General features: G+C 72.1%; 21 protein-coding genes and 2 pseudogenes. 12 read left to right on the top strand and 11 right to left on the bottom strand.

All coding sequences use genetic code 11. The annotated features are described in order from the left end of the window. The first annotated feature begins 1 nt into the window (after position 1). The 3 genes and pseudogenes from DP107_RS21640 (at position 2) to DP107_RS02655 (ending at position 2,460) form a co-directional block, all read left to right on the top strand. Positions 2 to 1,060, top strand: a pseudogene (locus DP107_RS21640) (halocyanin domain-containing protein). 127 nt (positions 1,061 to 1,187) lie between these two features. Then, entirely contained in the window at positions 1,188 to 1,403 is a 216-nt protein-coding gene (locus DP107_RS02660; protein WP_144260576.1) for a hypothetical protein, read from the top strand. Between the two features lie 46 nt (positions 1,404 to 1,449). Continuing rightward, a complete protein-coding gene (locus tag DP107_RS02655) occupies positions 1,450 to 2,460 on the top strand; it encodes an alcohol dehydrogenase catalytic domain-containing protein (protein ID WP_144260575.1) in 1,011 nt (336 codons plus the stop codon). 26 nt (positions 2,461 to 2,486) lie between these two features. On the opposite strand, the gene pyrF is transcribed toward DP107_RS02655, so the two are convergent. Next, the gene (pyrF, locus tag DP107_RS02650; RefSeq protein WP_144260574.1) at positions 2,487 to 3,347 is read right to left on the bottom strand and encodes an orotidine-5'-phosphate decarboxylase; all 861 of its coding nucleotides are present in this window, start codon (positions 3,345 to 3,347) and stop codon (positions 2,487 to 2,489) included. A gap of 68 nt (positions 3,348 to 3,415) precedes the next feature. On the opposite strand from pyrF, the gene DP107_RS02645 reads away from it, so the two are divergent. Beyond that, on the top strand, positions 3,416 to 4,267 hold the full coding sequence (locus DP107_RS02645; RefSeq protein WP_185977136.1) for a DUF6663 family protein: 852 nt from the start codon (positions 3,416 to 3,418) through the stop codon (positions 4,265 to 4,267). A 330-nt stretch (positions 4,268 to 4,597) separates the two neighbouring features. Here DP107_RS02645 and DP107_RS02640 read toward each other — a convergent pair whose 3' ends face one another. The 6 genes from DP107_RS02640 to dapA form a co-directional block, all read right to left on the bottom strand. Beyond that, positions 4,598 to 5,701, bottom strand: coding sequence for a M20 family metallopeptidase (locus tag DP107_RS02640; RefSeq protein WP_144260573.1), 1,104 nt, complete (start codon positions 5,699 to 5,701; stop codon positions 4,598 to 4,600). Positions 5,702 to 5,705: 4 nt separating this feature from the next. Further along, complete coding sequence (dapF, locus tag DP107_RS02635) at positions 5,706 to 6,662, bottom strand: diaminopimelate epimerase (protein ID WP_144260572.1); 957 nt, start codon at positions 6,660 to 6,662, stop codon at positions 5,706 to 5,708. 77 nt (positions 6,663 to 6,739) lie between these two features. Continuing rightward, on the bottom strand, positions 6,740 to 8,038 hold the full coding sequence (gene lysA / locus DP107_RS02630; protein ID WP_144260571.1) for a diaminopimelate decarboxylase: 1,299 nt from the start codon (positions 8,036 to 8,038) through the stop codon (positions 6,740 to 6,742). 156 nt (positions 8,039 to 8,194) lie between these two features. Next, positions 8,195 to 9,028: a 2,3,4,5-tetrahydropyridine-2,6-dicarboxylate N-succinyltransferase gene (locus tag DP107_RS02625; RefSeq protein ID WP_144260570.1), complete on the bottom strand. Its 834-nt coding sequence runs from the start codon at positions 9,026 to 9,028 to the stop codon at positions 8,195 to 8,197. Between the two features lie 6 nt (positions 9,029 to 9,034). Beyond that, positions 9,035 to 9,793 carry a 4-hydroxy-tetrahydrodipicolinate reductase gene (gene dapB / locus DP107_RS02620; RefSeq protein ID WP_144260569.1) on the bottom strand — a complete coding sequence of 253 codons (759 nt, stop codon included), beginning with the start codon at positions 9,791 to 9,793 and terminating at the stop codon, positions 9,035 to 9,037. Further along, positions 9,790 to 10,689 carry a 4-hydroxy-tetrahydrodipicolinate synthase gene (gene dapA, locus DP107_RS02615; protein WP_144260568.1) on the bottom strand — a complete coding sequence of 300 codons (900 nt, stop codon included), beginning with the start codon at positions 10,687 to 10,689 and terminating at the stop codon, positions 9,790 to 9,792. Before dapA ends, dapB begins: the two co-directional genes overlap by 4 nt. Positions 10,690 to 11,059: 370 nt before the next feature. Between dapA and DP107_RS02610 the strand changes: the two genes are divergently transcribed. Next, on the top strand, positions 11,060 to 12,046 hold the full coding sequence (locus tag DP107_RS02610; RefSeq protein ID WP_144260567.1) for an NAD-dependent epimerase/dehydratase family protein: 987 nt from the start codon (positions 11,060 to 11,062) through the stop codon (positions 12,044 to 12,046). Positions 12,047 to 12,387: 341 nt separating this feature from the next. Here the strand turns inward: DP107_RS02610 and DP107_RS02605 are convergent, their stop codons facing one another. Then, positions 12,388 to 12,930 (bottom strand): cupin domain-containing protein, encoded by a 543-nt coding sequence (locus tag DP107_RS02605; RefSeq protein ID WP_144260566.1) that lies wholly within the window; start codon positions 12,928 to 12,930, stop codon positions 12,388 to 12,390. A 214-nt stretch (positions 12,931 to 13,144) separates the two neighbouring features. Between DP107_RS02605 and DP107_RS02600 the strand changes: the two genes are divergently transcribed. After that, positions 13,145 to 13,837 (top strand): hypothetical protein, encoded by a 693-nt coding sequence (locus DP107_RS02600; protein WP_185977135.1) that lies wholly within the window; start codon positions 13,145 to 13,147, stop codon positions 13,835 to 13,837. Between the two features lie 76 nt (positions 13,838 to 13,913). Beyond that, positions 13,914 to 14,372 carry a hypothetical protein gene (locus DP107_RS02595; protein ID WP_144260565.1) on the top strand — a complete coding sequence of 153 codons (459 nt, stop codon included), beginning with the start codon at positions 13,914 to 13,916 and terminating at the stop codon, positions 14,370 to 14,372. Positions 14,373 to 14,377: 5 nt separating this feature from the next. Here DP107_RS02595 and DP107_RS02590 read toward each other — a convergent pair whose 3' ends face one another. Both DP107_RS02590 and DP107_RS02585 read right to left on the bottom strand, forming a co-directional pair. Continuing rightward, positions 14,378 to 14,587, bottom strand: a complete 210-nt coding sequence (locus tag DP107_RS02590; protein WP_144260564.1) for a ribbon-helix-helix domain-containing protein — start codon at positions 14,585 to 14,587, stop codon at positions 14,378 to 14,380. Positions 14,588 to 14,640: 53 nt separating this feature from the next. Further along, positions 14,641 to 14,970, bottom strand: coding sequence for a DUF5789 family protein (locus DP107_RS02585; protein WP_144260563.1), 330 nt, complete (start codon positions 14,968 to 14,970; stop codon positions 14,641 to 14,643). Between the two features lie 152 nt (positions 14,971 to 15,122). On the opposite strand from DP107_RS02585, the gene DP107_RS02580 reads away from it, so the two are divergent. Both DP107_RS02580 and DP107_RS02575 read left to right on the top strand, forming a co-directional pair. Next, positions 15,123 to 16,550, top strand: a complete 1,428-nt coding sequence (locus tag DP107_RS02580) for a phosphohexomutase domain-containing protein (RefSeq protein ID WP_144260562.1) — start codon at positions 15,123 to 15,125, stop codon at positions 16,548 to 16,550. Positions 16,551 to 16,690: 140 nt separating this feature from the next. Continuing rightward, positions 16,691 to 17,656 (top strand): hypothetical protein, encoded by a 966-nt coding sequence (locus tag DP107_RS02575; RefSeq protein WP_144260561.1) that lies wholly within the window; start codon positions 16,691 to 16,693, stop codon positions 17,654 to 17,656. A 103-nt stretch (positions 17,657 to 17,759) separates the two neighbouring features. Here the strand turns inward: DP107_RS02575 and DP107_RS02570 are convergent, their stop codons facing one another. Continuing rightward, positions 17,760 to 18,080, bottom strand: a complete 321-nt coding sequence (locus DP107_RS02570) for a DUF5779 family protein (RefSeq protein WP_238330741.1) — start codon at positions 18,078 to 18,080, stop codon at positions 17,760 to 17,762. Between the two features lie 357 nt (positions 18,081 to 18,437). On the opposite strand from DP107_RS02570, the gene DP107_RS02565 reads away from it, so the two are divergent. The 3 genes and pseudogenes from DP107_RS02565 to ilvN all read left to right on the top strand — a co-directional run. Next, complete coding sequence (locus DP107_RS02565) at positions 18,438 to 19,676, top strand: LeuA family protein (protein ID WP_144260560.1); 1,239 nt, start codon at positions 18,438 to 18,440, stop codon at positions 19,674 to 19,676. A gap of 435 nt (positions 19,677 to 20,111) precedes the next feature. Beyond that, positions 20,112 to 21,884: a biosynthetic-type acetolactate synthase large subunit gene (gene ilvB, locus DP107_RS02560; protein ID WP_144260559.1), complete on the top strand. Its 1,773-nt coding sequence runs from the start codon at positions 20,112 to 20,114 to the stop codon at positions 21,882 to 21,884. Continuing rightward, positions 21,881 to 22,525: pseudogene (gene ilvN / locus DP107_RS20630) on the top strand (acetolactate synthase small subunit); the annotation flags it as partial. The gene ilvB and the pseudogene ilvN, both read left to right, overlap by 4 nt. Between the last annotated feature and the right edge of the window lie 128 nt (positions 22,526 to 22,653).

The following is a 22,653-nucleotide window of genomic DNA, read 5'->3' as shown; positions in this document are numbered from 1 at the left end:
GATGCCGACGCGACGCCAGGTGCTCGGTGCGACGGGCGCAGCACTGGCCGGGACGGCGCTGGCAGGCCCCGCGGCCGCGCAGCCGGGCACCGACCTCACGGAGTGGTTCGCGGACACGTCGAACGCGACCGAGGTGGTCGACAGGCGCGGTCGGGACGAGGTGACCGTCACGGTCGGGGCCGACGCCAACGACGGGGCCTGGGGGTTCGGCCCCGCGGCCGTCCGGGTCGACCCCGGCACGACGGTCGTCTGAGAGTGGACCGGCAAGGGCGGGGCGCACAACGTCGTCGCCAGGGACGGCAGCTTCGAGTCCGATCTCGTCACAGAGGCCGGCCACACCTTCGAGTGGACGCCCGAGAGCGCCGGCGTGACGACGTACTACTGTGCCCCACACGAGGCGATGGGGATGAAGGGCGCCGTGGTCGCCGGCGGTGAACCGGTCACGGTCGCCGAGGCGACGCCGACGCCGGCTGCGGCGGGGAGCGGCGGCGACGGCGACAGTGCGGACGCCGGCGGCGAGCCGGCCCGGACGTTCGACGGCTGGCTGGCGGAGACGGACAACTACGACGGCGTGGTCGACAAGCGCGGCCAGGACGAGGTCACGGTGGAGGTCGGCGCGGCGGGCAACGGCGGTCCGTTCGCCTTCGAACCCGCGGCCATCCACATTGACCCCGGTACGACCGTCCGCTGGGAGTGGGTCGGCCCGAGGGCCTACGACGTGCTCGACCCGGACCTGGGGCTGAAGTCGGAGACGCTCGCCGCCTCGGGGCACGTGTACGCGGTGGCGTTCGACGGCGACGGCCTCTCGAAGTACACCTGCTCGAACTATGGGGAGCAGGGGATGCGCGGCGTCGTCCTCGTCGGCGACGGCCCGGTCCGGGAGCTGACGGCGGAGGGCACGGCCGGTGCCGGGGGCCTCGCCGCACTGATTGCCGGCTCGGTGGCCTGGCTCTACCGGTTCAACGACAGCACCGCGACGACGACGGACCCCGGGGGCGTCCAGCGGGGCTGCGGCGCCCCGTCGACCCCTCCTCAGCCCGGTTTCCGATTCGAGCCCTGATACTGGTCGTATTACGCTAGTCGACTGTCTATCCGCCCAACAAACGTATCACGTGGGCGAGTACCGATAGATCCGACACACCTGGCGCGGCCGAGCGTTGAAACGTCTCGGCGTGTTACGGGCACACATGAGCGTCTCCGGTCTCTGTCAGGTCTGTGAGGAGCGCGAGATGGCCGACGGCTGCGACCGGTGTGGCCGACTCGTCTGCGAACGACATCTGGAGGAGGGGAGCGGGCTCTGCGTGAAATGCTACGCGGAGCTCGACGGCAGCTGGGAGGGCGGCCAGGGGGGTCGCTCCGACCGCGGCCGTGGCCCCGACGGCGTGGACACCTACCAGTTCTGAGCGGTCGGGCACAGCGTTATCCACGGCCCGCTGCAACGCGGGGTCGATGCGTGCCGCAGCCTTCACCGAACTCATCGGACCGGACGGCGTGTCGCTGATCGAGCAGTCGGACCCGGAGCCGGGCCCCGGCGAGGCGACCGTTGACGTCGATGCCTGTGCCATCAACCGCCACGATCTCTGGATCCTCGAGGGCGACTCGGCGATGGTCGACACGGACGACCTGCCGTTCGTCAGCGGGCTGGATGTCGCCGGCACGGTCGCCGCCGCCGGCGAGGGGGCCGACGTCGAACCCGGCGACCGGGTCGTCCTCTGTCCGAACGAGACCTGCGGCACCTGCCGGTTCTGTCGCGAGGGCCCCGAGAACCAGTGCGAGCGCTTCTCGCTGTTCCACGGCGGGCTCGCCGAGACCGCACGTGTCCGGGCCGACCGGCTGGTGTCGCTCCCGGACGGCGTGGACACGGCGACCGCGAGCGCGCTCCCGACCGCGTACATGACCGCCTACCGGATGCTCCAGCGGGCGCAGGTCGGCCCCGGCGACCTCGTCTTCGTCCCGGGCGCGACCGGCGGCGTCGGCGTCGCGAGCGTCCAGCTCGCGGCTGTGCTCGGCGCGCGGACCGTCGGCACCTCCTCGTCGGCGGCGAAGCTCGACCGGCTGGCCGATCTGAGCCTCGACCACGCGGTCCAGGGGACCGACCCGGACGAGCTACGGGACGCGGTCGGTGCCGTCGGAACGCCGGACGCGGTGCTGAACCACCTCGGCGGCGCGTACACGGAGCTGGGGCTTACCCTCATGCGCCGGGGTGGCCGGATGGTCGTCTGCGGCCGGACCGCCGGCGGCCGCTCGGAGATCGACGTGCCGGACCTGTTCCTGGGACACAAGCGCGTCATCGGGAGCACGATGGGGACCCAGGGGGACCTGGAGACGCTGGTCGAACTGGTCGCCGCGGGCGACCTCGACCCGGAGGTCGAGGCGACCTACCCGCTCGCGGCGACCGGCGACGCCTTCGCCGCGATGCAGGACCGCGAGGCCGTCGGGAAGATACTCGTCACGAACTGACCGGCACCGGGCTCCCGGGCGGAGCGCTACGCCCGGTACTCGTTCAGCCGGCGCTTCAGGCGCTTGGCCGCGTCGCCCGCCGCGTCGAAGTAGCCGCGCGCGTCTCGCGACTCCGCCGCTTGACCGTCCGGGACGCTCCCCGCCCCTACGTCCTCACCCGCGAAGATGATGCCCCGTGAGGAGTTGACGAGGCCGACGCCGTCGGCGAGCCCGTGCTCGATGGCGGCCTCGGCGTCGCCGCCCTGCGCGCCCACGCCCGGAACGAGGAAGGGGAGGTCGGGGACGAGTTCGCGGACGCGTTCTAACTCGTCCGGGGTCGTGGCGCCGACGACGAGGAACACGTCGGCGGCCGACTCGCGGTCCCACTCGGCACAGCGCTGGGCGACGTACTCGTAGAGGCGTTTGTCGTTTCCCACCTGCAGGTTCTGGAAGTCGGCGCCGCCGTCGTTGGAGGTGCGCGCGAGGACTACCACGCCAGCGTCCGCGCGCAGGAACGGCTCCAGCGAGTCCCGGCCGAGGTACGGGTTGACGGTGATGGCGTCGACGTCGAGGCCGTCGGCGTCGAGGACGCCGGCGTACTGGCGGGCCGTGTTACCGATGTCCCCCCGCTTCGCGTCGAGCAGGACGGGCACGTCCTTCCCGTGAGCGTAGGCGACGGTCTCGGCCAGTGCCCGCCAGCCGTCGGCGTCCTCGTAGAACGCGGCGTTCGGCTTGTAGCAGGCGGCGTGCTCGTGGGTGGCGTCGATGATCCGTCGGTTGAACGCCCAGCGCGGCAGGTCGTGATCGGCGACGGCGTCGGGGAGTCGGTCCGGGTCCGGGTCCAGCCCCACCGACACGACGCTGTCGACAGCCTCGATACGGGCCTGCAGGTCCTCGCGGAAGCTCATACCGTGGCGCTCGGCCGCGGGTCGCAAGGGGATTGCGTTCGTGCGGGCGGGTCGAAGCCGGGGCGCATATGTCCGCTGCGGACGAAGCGTTGCTCGTGACGGAACCGACGGTCCCGGACGCCCCGGACGCGCCCGACCCGGACGACGGCCGGCAGCCGGTGCGACGCGCCGACACCGACGCGGACGACGACGAGCCGCTGCTGGACGGCCCGTACCGGGTGCTCGCGAGCACGCGTGACCGTGAGGAGTGGCTGTTCATCGACCCCGCGGGCGACCCGACCTACGTCCCGTGGGCGGGCCACGGCGATCTGGTCGACCGTGTCCGGGCCCTGCGGCCGGGCTACCGCGTCGACGCCGACTTCGACTGGACCGGCGACGACCCCGCCCTCCGCAGCCTCGACGTGCTGGAGCGGTCGCTGTTCGCGTTCGTCACCGACGCCGACCCCGTGTTCGAGGCGGCCCAGTCCTGCTGGGAGGCCGCCCGGCGGGAGGGCCAGGCGATGAACTCCCGGGTGACCCACACCACCGACGGGGACCCCGCCGGCGTGGTCTACACGTTCGCGGACCAGTCCGGCCAGCGCGACCTGTTCGGGGAGTTCCGCGACGGCGTGAAGCCGCTCGACCCGCTGCTGGACCGCCTCGCACAGGGGGAGGACCCGCCGTTCGAGGCGTTCGTCCTCGACCCCGCGGACCCGTACGTCGTCGTCTACCTCGTCGTCGAGAAGGGCGGGGTGGTGGCCGATACCGTCCGGGACACCTACGAACTGTCGCGCCCCGACGAGCCGCTAGACGGGCACGGGACCCCGAAGCCGACGCCCGACACCCCCGACCCGGCCGCAGAGTCGTCGGACGACACGGACGAGGGGGACGGGGGGTTCGACCTCGGGAGCGCGGTCGAGGACCTGCCCGACGACGGCTGAGTCGTCGTCCTCGTCCGCCGTCCGGTCCACGGGAAAGCGCGACCGCCCCCAGGCGGAACGACGGTTCGGGCGGGTCCCGCCGTCCGTATTACGCCGCTGTTCTACGGATACGAACCGAATACGGGATATAATCGAACGGGGACGGCGGTACGGTGCGTGTTCGATAAACCTACGAGAAACAGCGCCATCCGGCCGCCCGTGACTCTCCCGGCGTAGATTCAAATACGAACCCGGGAGCATCGCGCCCATGCGCTGACCGATGCCCGGCGCGTGGCCGCGGTCGCGTGGTGCGACGCGCGCCGGTCCCGACCACAGCACCGCCTGCCCGCCCTACCCCAGCAGCGACGCGACCGCATCCCGGACTGCCTCGCCGGCGACGGTCACGTCCTCGCGGCGGACGTACTCGCGTTCGGCGTGCGCGACGGCCCCCTCGTCGTCCGCGAGGACGCCCGGCCCGAAGACGACGGTCGGCGCGTCGGCCGCGAAGTAGGAGGCCTCCGTGGCGGCACCGAAGGCCCGCACGTCGCCACCGGATGCCCCGGCCAGCGCCTCGACCAGCGGCTCGTCGGCGTCGGTCGCGAACGCCTCCAGGAACGGCGTCTCGCGCTCGGTCAGCGCGAACTCGACGCCGGCGTCGGCGGGCGCGGCCGTGCGGAGGTGCTCGTTCAGTGCCCGCTCGAACCCGTCGGCCGTCTCAGGCGGGACGCTCCGCCGGTCGATGCCGACGCGAACCGTCGCCGGAACCTGATTGATCGCCTCGCCCCCCTGGACGGTGGTGGCCGTCAGCGTCGGCGCGCCCAGCCGCGGGCCCGTGCCCGGCCCCCGGTCGTCGTCGAACGTGTCGATGGCCGCCAGCAGCGGCGCGAGCGCGCGCAGCGCGTTCGTCCCCGACTCCGGCTCGGCGGCGTGTGCCGCCTCGCCGGTCACGGTAAGCGTCCCCTCGAAGCGGCCCTTGCCGGCGGCACAGACGTCGAGATCCGTCGGCTCGCCGACGATGTAGCCGTCCGCCCGGAGCGGGTCGTCGCCAAAGGCCAGTGTGGCCGCGCCGGCGGAGGTGGTCTCCTCGTCCGGCGTGACAGCCAGCGTCAACCGCCCCCGGTCGACCGGCGCACCGAGAAAGCCTGCCAACAGCGCCGCCAACGGTCCCTTGGCGTCGCACGAGCCGCGACCGCGGACGACCGCGCCGTCCTCGGCCTCCGCGAAGGGGACGTGCGGCGGGACGGTGTCGATGTGAGTGTTGAGGACGAGATGTGGCCCGTCGGCGTCGCCCTCGCGGGTTGCCAGCGTGTTGCCGGCACTGTCGACGCGGGGCTCGACGCCGGCGTCAGCGAGCGTCCCCACCAGCAGGTCCCGCATCTCCTCGACCGTCTCGTGGGAGGCGGTTCGAACGGCACGCTCGTGGAAGTCGAGCGGGTCGAATCGGGCGACGGGCACGGGTTCAGTCGCCCGCGTTAGTGCCCGCGTCCGTCAGTTCGACGTCGATGTCCGCGTCCCGGCCCAGCCCCGGCTGTGGGATCGACGCCTCGAACTCCAAGGCCGCGGGTCCCCGGAGGAGCGCGTCGTCGTCGGTGACGGTGACGAACAGATCCCCGCCCGGTGGCGAGATGCGGGCCGTCTCCCCGGTCCCGAGCCGCCCGAGGCGGTGGGCGACGGCGGCGATGGCAACCGCGCCCGTCCCGCAGGAGTCGGTCTCGCCCTCGACGCCGCGCTCGAAGGTGCGCTGGCGGAACGCCGGCTCCTCGTCCACGGTCCGGGTCGCGACGGTGACGTTCGCGCCCTCCGGGAAGACGTCGGCGTGCCGGACCGGCGGGGCGACGGCGGACAGGTCGACCGCGTCGACATCGTCGACGAACGCCACCGCGTGCGGGACGCCGGTGTCGACCGCCGTGACGGTGAGCCCCTCGACGTGCTCCGCCACGAGCGGGTCGGCCGCCCGGACCGGCACGTCCCCGGGGAGGAAGTGGGGACGGCCCATCTCGATGGTGACCTCGTCGGCGAACCCACGGGTGTCACCGTGGCTACGGTTGCCGTCGTCGGGGGCGTCTCGCGAGACGACCGCACGCCGCGTTCCGGACTGCGTGTCGATCATGACCTCGTCGCTGCCGGTCCGCTCGGCGGCCCACCGGGCCGCACAGCGTGCGCCGTTGCCACACATAGCGGCGACGGACCCGTCCGGCTGGACGAGCGTCATCACGACGCGCGGGGTGGCGTACTCCGCCTCCAGGTGGAGGAACAGCACCCCGTCGGCCCCCACACGGGGACTGTCCGGGTGGCTGACGCCGGCCGTTCGGTCGCAGAGTGCTCGCGCGAACGCCCGCCGGTCGCTGACCTGCTCGGCGGCGTCCACGACGACGAAATCGTTGCCCGTTCCGTGGTATTTCTGGATACGTACCATCGTGTTCTCGCGTGGGAGACGACGACCCGTGAGAGTGAGTCGCACGTCGCTCGTTGTCCGCTGGTGGAGAGACGCGTTCAAGAGTCCTCCGCTTCTGCCTCGAACCGCGTCACGTCCGCCAGCGTCTCCCGCCGGGCCACGAGCCGGGGTTCGCCGTGCTCGACGGCCACGACGGCCGGTCGGGGCCGGGAGTTGTAGTTGCTCGACATCTCGTAGCCGTACGCGCCGGCGTTGCCGACGGCAAGCAGGTCGCCGCGGGCCGGATCCGGCAGCGAGCGGTCCCGCCCGAGGACGTCGGCGGTCTCACAGACCGGCCCGGAGACGTCACACGGGACGAGCTCCCGACGCGGCGTGTCCGGCTCCAGCCCCCGGATGGCGTGGTACGAGCCGTACATCGCCGGCCGGACCAGCGTCGTCATCCCGGCATCGACGCCGACGACTGTCGTCTCGGGCGTCGGCTTCACCGTGTTGACCGTGGTCAGCAGGACGCCCGCGTCCGCGACGAAGTAGCGTCCCGGCTCGATGGCCAGTTGCGGCGGCGCAGTGTCGTTCGCGCCGCCGCGCCACCCCTCGGCGTACGCCTCCCGCGTGGCCGCAGCGACCGCGTCGAGGTCGAGCGCGGGGTCGTCCTCGCGGTACGGCACGCCGAACCCGCCGCCGACGGCGACGAAGTCGAGGCGGTCCTCGACGTCGGCGGCGAGCGTGCCCATCCGCCGGACGAGCTCTCGGTGGTCCGAGAGGTCGTCGCCGGCGATGCCGCTGCCGGCGTGGGCGTGGAGGCCGACCAGTTCGAACCCGCGGTCGGCGGCCCGCCTGGCGACCGTCGCGGCCCGGTCGTACGGAACGCCGAACTTCGGCTCCGCGCCGGTCGACACCTTCGCGTGGTGGCCCGCCCCCACGCCGGGGTTGATCCGCACACAGAGCCGGCCGTCGAACCCTCGCTCCGCGACCCGGTTGAGGGTGTCCATCGCCCCAACGGTGAGAATCATCCCCCCCGCGTCGTCCAGCCCGCAGACGTAGTCCAGATCACGCGCCGGCGGGTTGACGGCGGTGTACCGGACCCGATGCGGCGGGAAGCCGGCCGCCAGCGACCGCTGCACCTCGCCCGCGGCGGCACACTCGGCGCCGACGCCGCGGTTCGCCAGCGTCTCCAGCACCGGCCGGGTCGTGTTCGCCTTCACCGCGTAGCTCAGGTCAGCCTCCGGGAACGCCGACCGCAGCCGCCCCGTGTTCGCCTTCACCCGGTCGAGGTCGAGGGCGTACAGCGGCGTCCCGAACTCGTCGGCCAGGTCCCGGAGCGGCTCGGCCGGCCAGTCCGACAGCCGCCGCACCGCCGGGTTGTCCGTGCTCGTCGGCCAGCCCTCGCCGTCAGCCATGGCACACCCCTCCGCGGCTGGGTGTGTTGCCCGGTGCGACATCCGAACCCCTGTTGCAGTGGACGGGCGAGCCCCCCGGGTCGAGAGCGTGAGGGCTTCCGGCGTTCCGTTGACCGCCGTCGCTGTATCGTTCTGGATGACTCATGGAACGTACTCTCAGTTGTCCCGGAGCGCGTCCTCGCGCTCGGTCGCCTCCAGCGTGGACTCCTCGACGTGGGTCGCGACGACGGCGGGCTTGTAGGCGCCACCGTCGAACAGGTCGTGCTCGCCGACGCTGGACTCGACGTAGCGGATGAACGCCCGCCGCTCCGGCGGGAGCCGGCCGTAGATGACCTCCTCCTCGACGAGGTCGTAGACCGGGATGCGCGGCGTGAGCAGCGTGTTCTCCCCGACGACGGAGTTCGCGCCGACCTCGAACCCCGACGTGACCCGGCAGCCGGCGCCCAGCGAGACGCCGTCCTCGACGACGACGGGTTCGGCCTCGACCGGTTCGAGCACGCCGCCGATGAGCGTGTTCGCCCCCAACTTCACGTCCCCGCCGATCTGCGCACAGGAGCCGACCGTATCACAGGAGTCGACCAGCGTCCCGTCGCCGACGTGGGCGCCGATGTTGACGAACGACGGCGACATCATGATGGCGTCGCTGCCGACGTAGGCACCCCGGCGGATGACGGTCCCCGAGGGCGTGTTCCGGGTGCCCCGTTCCGGGAGGTCGTCGGTCCCGCGCAGCGGCAGGACGTCGTGGTAGGCCACGCCGCCGTGGTCGAACGCCCGGATGTCGCGCAGGCCGAAGTTGAGCAGGATGCCACGCTTGACCCACTCGTTGGCCGCCCACCCGTCGTCGGCGGGCTCGGCCGCGCGGACCTCCCCGGACTCCAGGGCGGTCAGGAACGCGTCCAGCGTGTCCAGCTCCTCGCGGCCGACCTCGTCGATGGCGCCCGCGTCGTAGCGGTCGGCCAGGTCCCGAACGTCGGATTCCAGCGTGCTCATACCCGTTCAGTCGTCCCCGTCCCCGATAACGTCCCCGAACTCGTAGCGCCCCGGCGCCCGACCGGGGAGCCACTCCGCGGCGTCCACGGCGCCGGCGGCGAACACGCCACGGGACTCGGCACGGTGGGTCAGCGTGAGCACCTCGTCGTTGTCGGCGAACATGAGTTCGTGTTCGCCGCGGACGTTGCCGGCCCGCCGGACGTGGACCCCGACCTGTCCCGGTTCGCGGGGGTCCTCGCCCTCGCGGCCGTGGGTCCGGTCGAGCGACTCCTCGCGGGCGTCGTCCAGCGCGTCCAGCAGCGTGGTCGCGGTCCCGCTCGGGGCGTCGCGCTTCCCGTTGTGGTGCGTCTCCGTCAGCTCCACGTCGTAGCCGGGGAGCGCCGTCGCGGCCTCGCGGACCACGTTCAGCAGCGCCTGGACGCCCCGCGCGAAGTTCGAGGCCTTCAGCAGCGGGACCGACTCGGCGGCGTCGTCGAGCGCCGACATCCCACCGCTGTCGAACCCGGTGGTGCCGACGACGGCCGGGACGCCCGCCTCGGCCGCGTGCCCGACGTAGTCGACGCTGGCGACCGGGACGGTGAAGTCCACGAGGACCGCGGCGTCGGCAAGCAGTGCGGGCAGGTCCTCGGCGGGTCGGAGGTCGGCCCCCGCGACCGTGCCGGCGGGTTCGCGCGAGACGGGGACCAGCTCGTGGCCCCGCCCGGCGACCTCGCGGGCCACCTCGCCCCCGGTCCGGCCGGTCGCACCGGTGACGACGACCCTCATGTGTCGGCGTCGGTGCGCTCCAGGTCGGCCAGCACCTCGCGCAGATGCTCGCGGCTGTCGTCGTCCAGCAGCGACAGCGGCGAGCGCATCGTCCGCGGGTGGTGGTCCCGCATCGCCATGGCCTCCTTGATGGGGATGGGGTTGGTCCGGACGAACAGGGCGCGGAACAGCGACCCCAGTTCGTAGTGGAGCTCGCGTGCGCGGTCCATCTCGTCGGCGAGCGCCGCGTGGACCATCGCCACCGTCCGCTCTGGCTCGACGTTGGCCGCAACGGAGATGCAACCGGTGCCGCCGGTCGCGACCACGGGCAGGGTCATCCCGTCGTCGCCGGAGAGGACGGTGAACTGCTCCGTCCGGGTGCGCTCGATGACCTCGCAGATGCGACCCATGTCCCCGCTGGCGGCCTTGTAGCCGACGACGTTCTCGTGGCTCGCGAGATTGACCGCGGTCTCGACGGCGATGTTGCGTCCGGTCCGACCGGGCACGTTGTAGATGATCTGCGGGAGGTCGACCGCGTCGGCGACCTGTCGGAAGTGGTGCTCCATCCCCTCGGGTTCGGGGATGTTGTAGTACGGCGAGATGAGCAGGAGCCCGTCGGCGCCGGCGGCCTCGGCGCGGCGGGAGAGCTCCAGCGCTTCCTTCGTATTGTTCGAGCCGCTGCCCGCGATGACGGGCACGTCCTCGACGGCCTCGACGACCGCTTCGACGACCTCGATATGCTCGTCGTGGGTCATCGTCGCGGACTCGCCGGTCGTCCCGACGGGGACGACGCCGTCGACGCCCGCCGCCTCCAGGCGGCGGGCGTTGGCCCGCAGTGTCTCGAAGTCGATGCTCTCGTCCTCGTGGAACGGCGTGGTCATCGCGGGGAACACGCCGTGGAAGCTGTCGTGGGTCATGTGTGGTGTGTCTGTGGCTGCACGCGCCGGCGGCCGGCGGTTCACAGCCGCTCGTGGCGGAAGCGTCGGGACGCTCCCCTATGTAGTTGTAGCTTATACGACCGGAGTCGGCCCGGGACGGGGCGCCACGCCGCCGCCGAGCCTACAGCGGACGCTTGCGCTTCCCGGCCATCGAGAACGGACGGACGGACGCACCGCTCGGCTCCGTGCGGGCCATAGCGTGCGCACGCCGTCGCATATCCTGCGGATTCGGCCCCTGGAACTTAGCCGTTACTCACCGCTCTCGTCCACGGCTCGGGCTGCCACGGGCTCCCGGCCCGTCGTCGCCCCCCGTCGAAACCGACTTGCCGCGCCCGGGCGAGCGGCCGGTATGACCGACGCCGACGCGCTCGTCATCGGTGGGTCCCGGTTCATCGGGCGCCACACGGTCGCGGCGCTCGCCGACGCCGGCTACGACGTGACGATCTTCAACCGTGGCACCCACGACCATCCCTTCGGGTCCGCAGTGGACCGCGTCGAGGGGGACCGCCGCGAGGACGACGACCTCCGCAGGGCCCGCGATGCCGTCGACCCGGCCGTCGTCGTCGACTGCGTGGCCTACTACCCCCGCGACGTGCGGGTCGCCTGCGAGGTGTTCGCCGACGTCGAGGGCTACGTGTTCATCTCCTCCGGGGCGGCCTACGGTGCCGAGCGGGTCCCCAAGCGCGAGGGCGAGACCGCGCTCCACCCGTGCTCCGACGAGCAGGCCACCGACGACACCTGGGAGACGTACGGCAACCGGAAGGCCGAGGCCGACCGCGAGGTGTTCGTGGCGGCCGAGCGCGGCGTGAACGCGATGAGCCTCCGCCCGCCCATCGTCTACGGGCCACACGACTACACGGAGCGGTTCGACTACTGGGTCGACCGCGTCGACGGCGCCGACCGCGTGCTCGTCCCCGGGGACGGGACCAACCTCCGGCATCTGGTCTACGTCGAGGACGTGGCGGACGCGGTCGTGACGCTGCTGGACCGCGGCGAGCCCGGCGAGGCGTACAACGTCGGTGACGACCACCTGCCGACGCTGGGCGAGTGGGTCGACCTCGTCGCCGACGCCTGCGGGAGCCACCCCACGGTCGTCCACGCGGGCGAGCGCGAACTGGCGGCCGGCGACCTGACCCACGAGGACTTCCCGCTCTACCGGCCGTACCCGCACGTGCTCGACACCACGAAACTGCGGACGCTCGGCTGGCGGTCGACGGCGCACGAGGAGGCGGTCGCCGCGACCGTCGAGCACGTCCGCGAGCGCGGCTTCGAGGGCGACCGCGGCCCCGACCGCGAGGCCGAGGCGCGGGTGCTCGACATCCTGGAGACGATGTGACCTCCCGGCGGCGTCACCGTCTCCGGGGGGCTCGTCGACTTCCAGCGCTACGTCCAGCCCGGGGACACCCTTCGCGTGACCGTCGCCAGTACGGGCGCCGTGTTCGACGAGTCGCGCTCCCCGGCCGGCTTCGGCATCGAGCACGGTGACGACAGCCCCGCGACCGTGAGTCCCCGTCGACCGCGGGAGCCCGTCCGGGAACCGACCGGCTCCGACCGCGTTTCGCCATCGAATTCGGCACAATAATCCAAATTCAGATGTTAATACTATATATAGTCCATGATTCCATCACGGAGTTCGTCCATCGGTTGTAGAAGATACAACGCGGATACAGCTGCTGCTCAGTCCGCCGGCCCAGGGGAGAGCCGGTCGGTCTCGGCGCCACAGCCCCCGCACGACAGCACGTACACCGTCGTCCCGTCCGCCTCGACGGCCTCGTAGTCGCGTTCCGTCGTCTCCCCGCATGCCGGGCACTCCTCGACGACGACGGCCGCGTCGGCGTCCTTCGGCGCCCCGACGGCGACGACGCGCGCCCGCTCGTCCCCGACGGCGACCGCCTTCTGGGGGTGGTTCGGCGGGACGAACAGCACCTCGCCGGCCCGGACGCGGCGCTCGCCCTCGGCGGTCTCGACGCGGAGTTCCCCCTCGATGACGTGGAGCACCTCCTCGTGACTGGGGTGGTAGTGGTACCCCCAGGGGATGGCCTCGCCGGGGTCGGCGAGGATGACGTTGTAGCCGAACGCCGTCGCACCGACGGCCTCGTCGACCTCGCGCTTGCCGTGCGAGGGGCTGGGTGCGTCCGGCAGGTCGTCGACCGCGACCTGGCGGTAGTCGTAGTCGCTGTCGAGCGGGTCCGGGTCGGCCTCGTCTGCTGGGTCAGCCATGCGTGGGGTCGGGAGCCGCTGGGAGAAAAGTCCGCCGTGCCGCCTCGGAGCCCCCCGGCGCCGGACGCGCGTCCCGAGAGCGTGCGCGCCGTCGACGGGGTCGGGCGGGTCCTGCTGCTCCGGTCGTCGCGGCGACCCCGGCGCGCCGCGTGGCCGACCCGCTCTTCTTGCCCGGAGACGACCATTTAACGGGTGTCAGGGTGAATCCCGGCGTATGCCGATGAAAGCATCCGGCGCCGGGGCGGTCAACGAGGCGAACCGCTGGGCGGGCGGCGGGAGCTGGATCCCCTATCCGGAGGAGGAGATGCAGCGCGCCAGTCACGCCATCGCCACCGACGCGGGGCTACTCGTCGTCGACCCCGTCGACGTGCCCGACCTCGACGAGTGGCTGGCCGACCTCGGCGAGGAGACGGGCGCGGGCGACGTCGCGGGCGTCGCGGTCCTGCTGGACCGGCACAAGCGCGACGCTGCGGCGGTCGCGAACCGCCACGACGTCCCCGTCGGCGTCCCGGAGTGGATGAGCGGCGTCGATGGGGACCTCGACGCCCCGACGACGGCGCTGTCGGAGCTGGTCGAGGACACCTCATACGAGGTCCGCCGGGTCATCGACAACACGTTCTGGCAGGAGGCCGGGCTGCACGACGCCGAGGCGGCGGTGCTGGTCCTCCCCGAGGTGTTCGGGACCGTCGAGTACTACTGTGCCCCCGGCGAGGACCTGGGCGTCCACCCGGCGCTCCGGTTCACGCCGCCGAAGAAGCTCAAGCGCCTCGACGTGGACCGGCTGCTGGTCGGCCACGGTGAGGGCATCGCTGACGACGCGGACGACCTGATGCGGACGGCGCTCCGGCGCTCGCTGAGTAACGCGCCCGGACTCTACATCAGCACGGTCAAGAACGCCATCTTCTGACGGCCCGGGGGCCCCCGCCGAATCGCGGCCGCGACCCGACCACGGCGACTAAACGAGTCCGGCGCGAAGAGAGCCTATGAGCGATGGCCCCGACGGGACGGCCGGCGACGGGTCCGGCGACCGACCGGTCTACGCCACGGTCGGCCTGGTGACGGCGCTGCTGGACATCGCCGAGGACCGGTCGCCCAGCGAGGTCACCATCGCGCTGACGACGACGCCCGCCGGCGAGTTCGAGCCGCCGCTCGACCTGCCGGCCGGGACGCCCGTGTTCACCGACTTCTACCTGCCCGGGACCGGGGGCTCCGTCGCCGCCGTCTTCGGGATGAATCTGGGGACACCGGCCTCGAACGGCCGGTTCGTCTCCCACCCCGACGGGCATCTCGCGGTCCGGCAGACGGACGACCTCCATCAGGTCGTGTTCATCGGCGTCCCGCCGTGGGAGCCGACCGACATCGCCGCGTTCGGCCGCCGTGGCCGGGGACGGCCGCTCGAACTGCTCGACGTCGAGCCGCCGGTCGAGTCGCTGCCGCCCTGAGGCCGCTACTCCAGGTAGCCCAGGTCGCGGAGCTGGGTAGTTATCTCCTCGAACTCCGCCTCCGTCAGCTCCCCCGCCTGCTGGTGCTGGATGACGATGCTCCGCAGCAGGAACCGGACGAGGTCGCTCGTCGAGGAGAAGGAGGTCCCCTCGATGGTCTCCTCGACGCGCCCGGCCAGGTCCTTCGGGATGGAGACGGTGGTGTACTCCGTCATACCGCGGCGGAGGCGGGCCGTGCCGATAGGGGTGACGCTCGGCGCTCGCGGCGTCAGAAGGGGAGCAGCGCGCGGAGCTGGCCGAGGATGCTGTTGCCGGCGCGCTCGCGGTACGCCTCGAAGACGGGGTGGAGCGCGTTCAGCAGCTCCTGTTCGGACTCGAACTGTTGGAGGTGGATCTCGTCGAGCACGTCCGACAGCGCGACCGTCGAGCCCGCGGCGTCGTACGCGACCTCCGGGTCACCGAGTTCCTCGAGCAGCGTCTCCGCGCCGACGGGGAACTCCACGTCCGCTCGCTCCAGGTGGGCGTCCAGGGCCGCGATTCCGAAGCTGATCGTCTCGGGCTCGTCGCCGTCGTCGTTCTGCGGTGGCCGGACTCCCATTAAGCGGTAATACGCCACGCCCCGTACAAAAGACTGCCCTCATCGGGAGGACGGGACCGCCGGGACACACGTGGTCGCGTCCCGGGGTGCCGAGTTCCGGAGAACCGAGCGGGACCGCGGAGATTGAAGCCCCTTGCCCGCCTGGCCCGGACATGGACCTCTTCGGCACCGCGGGCATCCGCGGCGACACGCGCGACCGGGTGACACCGACGCTGGCACTGCGGGTCGGCCGTGCGGCGGCGCACGAGACGGACGCGGCGGCCCCGACGTTCGTCGTCGGACGCGACGGCCGCGAGACCGGCTCGGCGCTCGCGTCGGCGGTGGCCGCGGGCCTCCAGTCCGGCGGCGCGTCCGTCGTCCGCGTCGGCCGCGTCCCGACGCCGGCACTCGCCTTCGCCGCGCGCGGCCGTCACGGCATCATGGTCACGGCCAGCCACAACCCGCCGGCCGACAACGGCCTCAAACTGTTCCGCGACGGCGAGGAGTACGACAGCGACGCCGAGGGCGCGGTCGAGCGGTTCCTCGCCGCCGAGCGGGGAACGGGCGGCGGGGCCGCGGACGCCGCCCCGGCCAGCGACCGCCCGGTCGGCTGGGACGAGTGGGGCGACGTCGAGCACGCCGCCGTCCTGCCGGACTACCGGCGCGCCGTCATCGACTACGCCCGCGACCACGGCACTCCTCTCGACGGCCTCCGGGTCGCCGCCGACGCCGGCAACGGGATGGCCGCCCGCGCGGCGCCGGCAGTGCTGCGGGAACTCGGCGCCGAGGTCGTCACTCTCAACGGGAACGTCGACGGCCACTTCCCCGGCCGCGAGTCCAAGCCGACGCCCGAGAGCCTCGCCGACCTCCGCGCGTTCGTCGCCGACGCCGCGAGCGGGGGCGAAGGGGCCGGCTTCGCGCTCGGGATGGGGCACGACGGCGACGCCGACCGCATCGTCGTCGTCGACGACGACGGCGACGTCGTCCACGAGGACACCGTCCTCGCGGTCCTGGCCGAGCACTTCACCCGCGCGAGCGACGCCGGCGACCCGGTCGTCGTCACCACGCCGAACAGCTCCGCCCGGGTCGACGAGCGCGTCGCCGCGGCCGGCGGACGCGTCGAACGCGTCCGCCTCGGCGCGCTCCACGAGGGCATCGCCGCCGCCCGCTCCGAGGGCGACTCCGAGACGGTAGTCGTCTTCGCCGGCGAGCCGTGGAAGCATATCCACCCCGACCTCGGCCCGTGGATCGACGGCGTCGCCAGCGCGGCGGTGCTCGCCCGACTGGTCGCCGCCGAGGGGCTCGACGCGCTACGTGCGCCCATCACCGAGCGCCCCTACCGGAAGGTCAGCGTCGACTGCCCGGACGACCGGAAGGCGGCGGCCATGTCGACCCTGGAGACGGCTCTCCCCGCGGCGTTCCCCGACGCGGCGACGGATACGGAGCACGGCGTCCGGCTGGAGGTCGACGGGGGCTGGACGCTGGTCCGGCCCTCCGGGACGGAGCCCTACGTCCGGGTGTACGCCGAGCACGACGACGTGGACGCGCTGGTCGAACGGGTGGTAGCGGTCGTCGAGGACGCCGTGGACGACGCCGGCTAATGCCGCCCGCCGCCCGGACGACGCCCCCGTCGGTTCCGACGGGCCGCCGTTCCGAGGTGTCGACCGACGCCGGGCCGTGCGGTTGGTGCCGTCCCCGGTCGGGGACAGCTATTTGCCCCTCCTGAACGGAGAGGCAGGCGATGTCGAACAGCCGATGGCTCGCGACGCGAGGGCGCGCCGGCTTCGACGACGCCACTGCCACGGGGCTCGCGGCCCTGTTCGCGGCCGTCGTCGGCATCAGTGTCTGGAGTGCGGCCATCGCCAGGGTCGCCCGGGTTCCCGCCGGGGCCGTCCCGAGACCGTGGCCGCTCGTCGTCAGTACTGGCGCGGTTTCCCTGCTGGGGCTCGCCGGCGGCGCACTGGCGTACGCGCGCTATCGCGGCCTCACGATTCCCACGGGACTCCCCCGGGAGGGGTCATGGCCCGCTGCGGGCGCAGGTGTCGTCGGGCCGGCAGTGCTCGTCGCCGCGACGACAGTGGCCGGGAACGCTGCCGGCACGCCGCTGAGCTCGCTGTTGAACCGCGCCGTGAGCCCCGATGCACCGGTGACGCTCCTCGTCTGGAGTACGGGGCTGCCGTCCGCGCTCCTCGGTGTGGGTATCGGTGTCCTGTTCGGGGTGGTGGTCCCCGAGCGCGTGCGCGCGCTCGTCGGTTCCGGGGACGCCCCGGTCGTGGCTACCCTGCTGGTGGGGGCTTTCCGGCTTCTCCCGCTCGACCCCGCCGGGCCGCAGTTCACCGCCGGGGGCGCCGTCGAGTTCGGCGCGACCCTGGTGTTCGGCGTCGCGCTCGCGGCGAGCGTAGGGGTTCTCTGTGGCCGGGTCGGGACGGACGCGGGGGGCGTCTCGCTCGACACCGACACACTGGGCGTGGCCCACCTCCTCGCGTTCGTACTGTCGGCCGTCGGTCTCGTCGGCGCTGCGACGGGCCTGACGACGCCCGGCGAACTCGTCGACACCGGCCTGTGGGTCGCCGCGCTCGGCCTGGCCATCGTTGGCTACGAGCGGACCCGGTCGGCATGGGTTCCAGTGCTTGGGCTGGTCGGGTTCGCGCTCGCGCTCGACGTGGCCGTCTACCTCGAGGCGCTGGCCGGCGTTGGCGGGCTGTAACGACCCGGGACGGGACCGGAGCACCCCCCGCGACGAACGGGTGGCGGTCGTCAGCGGTCCGGGAACGGCGCCGGAACGAACGCATCGAATCGCCAGCCCCTGCTCAGAGCCGACCGGTGTCGATCTCCACGTCGGGCGGGGAGACGACGAGGAAGCCCCGGAAATGCATCAGTTCACCGCCCAGTTCGCGGACGTCGCGGGCGAAGCCGGCCGCGAGTTCGTTGAGGTCACCCTCCACGTCGAGCACGAGCACGGCGCCGCCGTTGACGGCGGCGACCCACTCCTCCGGGTCGACACTGCCGTCCAGGACGCCCAACTCGACGCGGTCGAAGGCACTAGCTTGGGGGTCGTCGATCTCGCCCTCGGCGGCCTGGAGATCGAGGTCGCTCAACGGCCCGCCCGCGGCCTCGTCATCGTCGCTCATATCCGGCCGGAGAGGCGGCGGTAGCAAAAAGCTGGGGCACCACGGGGAGGGCCACTGATACGGCTGGGACGGCCCGCCGGCGCCGGTCCGGACGTCCGTCCACCCGGGAGCGGTCAGGGGCCCGCGTGCGAGTTCTATTCGACCCGGAACTGGTGGAACGTATGCCCGGGTCGCGGTCGGCGCGGTCGGACCCGCCCGCACTGCCGACCGAGGGGGTCCCGCCCGCATCTCCCGTTCCGTACGCTGACGGCCGCTGAACGCCGTTCTACGGGGCCGTCCCGCTCGGCCGGCAGGCCCTGCCGTGACGACAGTATTAAATAGCCGGGAGTGTCCAGTAGCAGGTAGCCATGACAGGCAATACTGAGGGTTCGTCGACCGAGTCGGCGGGTCGAGTTCTTCCAGGGCACGCTTGATTCCACTGGAGAGATAAACGACGCACGAGTTTTCGACACCACGCTGCGCGACGGTGAACAGTCGCCACGCACGTCGTTCTCGTACGAGGACAAGCGGGAGATAGCGGCTGTCCTCGACGAGATGGGCACCCACGTCATCGAAGCCGGGTTCCCCGTCAACTCCGACGCGGAGTTCGCGGCCGTGAGCGACATCGCCGGTAGCACCCGCAACACGGTCTGCGGACTGGCGCGGGTCGTCGACAAGGACATCGAGGCGGCGCTTGACTCCGGCGTGGAGATGGTCCACGTCTTCTGTTCGACCAGCGACGTCCAGCTGGAGGACTCGATGCACGCCTCCCGCGGGGAGGCCGTCGAGCGCTCCGTGGACGCGGTCGAACGGGTGAAGGAGGCCGGCGCGACCTGCATGTTCTCGCCGATGGACGCCACGCGGACCGACGAGGCGTTCCTGGACGAGGTCGTGCGGGCCGTCTCGAAGGCGGGTACCGACTGGATCAACATCCCCGATACCTGCGGGGTGGCGACGCCGCGCCGGTTCTACGACATGGTCGAGAACGTCGTGACCGCCGCCAACGAGGCGTCCACGGCGGTCGGCGGCGACGAGGTGTACGTGGACGTCCACACCCACGACGACTTCGGGCTGGCCGCCGCGAACGCCATCTCGGGCTACGAGGCCGGCGCGAGCCAGTCGCAGGTGTCGGTCAACGGCATCGGCGAGCGCGCGGGCAACGCGGCCTACGAGGAGGTCGTGATGAGCCTGGAGTCGCTGTACGACGTGGACACGGGCATCGACACCACCCGCATCGTGGAGCTGTCGCGGCTGGTGGCCGAGAAGTCCGGCATCGACGTGCCGGCCAACAAGCCCATCGTCGGCTCGAACGCGTTCAGCCACGAGTCCGGCATCCACGCCGCCGGTGTCATCGAGAACTCCGACACCTTCGAGCCCGGCGTGATGACGCCGGAGATGGTCGGCGCGAAGCGCGAACTCGTGCTGGGCAAGCACACCGGGCAGCACTCGGTACGCGAGCGCCTCGAGGACGAGGGCTTCGCCCCGACCGACGACGAGGTGCGCGAGGTGACACGCCGAGTCAAGGACCACGGCGCAGAGCAGGGCCGGGTCACGATGGCCCACCTCAAGGAGTTCGCCCGCGACGTCGGCGTCACGCGCGAGGAGGTCCGGCTCTAGGCCGATGACCGCCCGCCCGTTCGCCCCATCCGCGAGAGCGGTACGTGGTCCGCCGCGTCCGGAGAGCCGTGTCACCGTCCGCGGCCGCCGACGAGCATCGATAGTGCCGCGTCCGGCCGGGAGCGCCCCGATGCCCGCCGTGTGGGCCGCCGTGACACGACAGCGTTTTACGCGACCGGCACACTACAACCGACGTGGTGACACGGCGTGTCGCTCCCGGCCACACGTGGCAGGGGAGCGGTGCGACCGTGCGGCGCCTTCTTTCGATCCTGGGTATTGTAGGGGCCGCCTAGCCCCGATATCACCCATTCCATCGACGCTGTCACAGTTCACGACCAGTAGCGCACGTTCGTGTGCTACCGCCGCGATTACGAGCCAACCACCGATGTACGACAGAAACACGCCACCGACACCCGACCGACGGAGGTATCGACCATGAGCAAGGAGCAGCCGAAGCCGGTTGCCCCGACGACCGAGACCGAGGCGACGCCCGACGAGACGACCGGACCCGACGAGCGCGGCGCCGTGACCGGCGCCGAGACGGTCGTCAAGGCGATGGAGAACGCCGGCGTCGAGTACCTGTTCGGCGTCCAGGGCGGGGCCATCATGCCCGTCTACGACGCGCTGTACGACTCGGAGATGACACATATCACGATGGCCCACGAGCAGGGCGCCGCGCACGCGGCCGACGCGTACGGTATCGTGTCCGGCGAGCCCGGAGTGTGTATGGCCACCTCCGGCCCGGGCGCGACCAACCTGGTCACCGGCCTGGCCGACGCGAACATGGACTCGGACCCCGTCGTCGCGCTGACGGGCCAGGTCCCAACCGACTTCGTCGGGAGCGACGCCTTCCAGGAGACCGACACCATCGGCGTCACCCGACCCATCACGAAGGAGAACACGTTCGCGTCCAGCCCGGACGAGGTCGGTGACGACGTGAGCGAGGCGTTCGCGCTGGCCGCCGAGGGCCGCCAGGGGCCGACCCTGGTCGACCTGCCCAAAGACGTGACCAACGGCGAGACCGAGCGCCGGCCCGGCGCGCCGGAGACGCCGAGGACCTACGACCCGCCCGAGCGGGCCGACCCACAGTCCGTCCGCGAGGCCGCGGACGCGCTCGCGAGCGCCAACCGGCCGGTCATCCTGGCCGGCGGCGGCGTCATCAAGGCCGACGCCAGCGCCGAACTCCGCGAGTTCGCCTTCGAGCACGAGATCCCCGTCATCACGACGATGCCGGCCATCGGCGCGTTCCCGGAGGACCACGAACTCTCCCTGGAGTGGGCCGGGATGCACGGCACCGGCTACGCGAACATGGCCATCACGAACTGCGACTGCATGTTCGCGGTCGGGACGCGGTTCGACGACCGCCTGACCGGCGGCGTCGAGACGTTCGCCCCCGACGCCGAGATTATCCACGCCGACATCGACCCCGCCGAGATATCGAAGAACGTCGAGGCCGACCGCGCGCTGCTGGGCGACGCCGCACAGGTCATCACCCAGGTCCACGACGCGATGCCGACCGCGCCCGACTGCGCGGCGTGGCGGGACACCTGCCAGCAGTGGAAGGCGGAGTACCCGATGGACTACTCGGCGCCCGAGGACGAGCCGGTCAAGCCCCAGTTCGCCGTGGAGGCGTACGACGCCGCGACCGACGACGATACCATCGTCACGACCGGCGTCGGTCAGCACCAGATGTGGGCCTCCCAGTACTGGCTGTTCACCGAGCCACGGACCTGGGTCTCCAGCCACGGGCTGGGGACGATGGGCTACGGGCTCCCGTCAGCCATCGGCGCGCGCCTGGCCGCCGAGGACGAGCAGGACGTTGTCTGCTTCGACGGCGACGGCTCCTTCCTGATGACGCTGCAGGAGCTGTCGGTCGCGGTCCGGGAGGAGATGGACATCACGGTGGTCGTCCTCAACAACGCCGCGGTCGGGATGGTCCGGCAGTGGCAGGACGCGTTCTTCGAGGAGCGCCGGATGGCCTCGGAGTACCCGTGGGTGCCGGAGTTCGACCAGTTGGCCGAGGCGTTCGGCGCGAAGGGGTTCCGCGTGGACACGTACGAGGAGCTGCCCGAGGTTGTCGAGGCGTCGCTTGCGTACGACGGCCCGAGCGTCGTCGACGTCCACATCGACCCCGAGGAGAACGTCTACCCGATGGTCCCGAGCGGCGGCGACAACGGGGAGTTCGCGCTGTCGGAGGACCAGTTATGAGCGGTGAGGAGTTCGAATCCCGGGCCCGCGCCGAGCGCGACGGCGCCGACCGGAAGGGCGGCCTGCATGGGCCGGAGCCGGAGGAGCGGATGCGTCCCACCGGCCGCCGCAACTCGCAGGGCATCCGGGTCGACCCGGACGCCGAGGCCCAGCACGAGCCCCGGCGGACGGTCGTGACCGCGCTGGTCGAGAACGAGCCGGGCGTGCTGTCCCGCGTCTCGGGGCTGTTCAGCCGGCGCCAGTTCAACATCGAGTCACTGACCGTCGGCCCCACCCAGGAGGACGACTACTCCCGCATCACCATCGTCGTCGAGGAGCCGGACCCGAACATCGACCAGATCGAGAAGCAGCTGAGCAAGCTGGTCCCGGTCGTGAGCGCCCGCGAACTGGACGGCCAGCCGGTCGCCCGGGAGCTGGTGCTGGTGAAGGTGAACGGCGAGGAGCCGGACAAGGTCCACGCGATCACCGGGATGTACGACGGGACGACGCTGGACGCCGGCCCCCGGACCATCACCGTCCAGCTCACCGGTGACGAGGGGAAGATCGACGACGCCATCGACGCCTTCGAGCAGTTCGGCATCCGCGAGATCGCCCGGACCGGGCAGGCCGCGCTGGCCCGCGGCGAGACCGCGACCGCGCCCAACAACGCCATCGCCGTGACCGACGGCAGCGGCGCGGCGGCCGACGGGACCGACGACCCGGCGGTACGCGCGCCCGCCAACGACGATGAGGACGCGCCGGCCGCCGACGCCGACCGCCCCGCCGTGAC

The organism is Haloglomus irregulare, from assembly GCF_007421925.1.
Taxonomy (GTDB): Archaea; Halobacteriota; Halobacteria; order Halobacteriales; family Haloarculaceae; genus Haloglomus; species Haloglomus irregulare.
The sequence above is the reverse complement of the archived record's forward strand: the minus strand, read 5'-3'. Positions and strand labels throughout refer to the sequence as shown.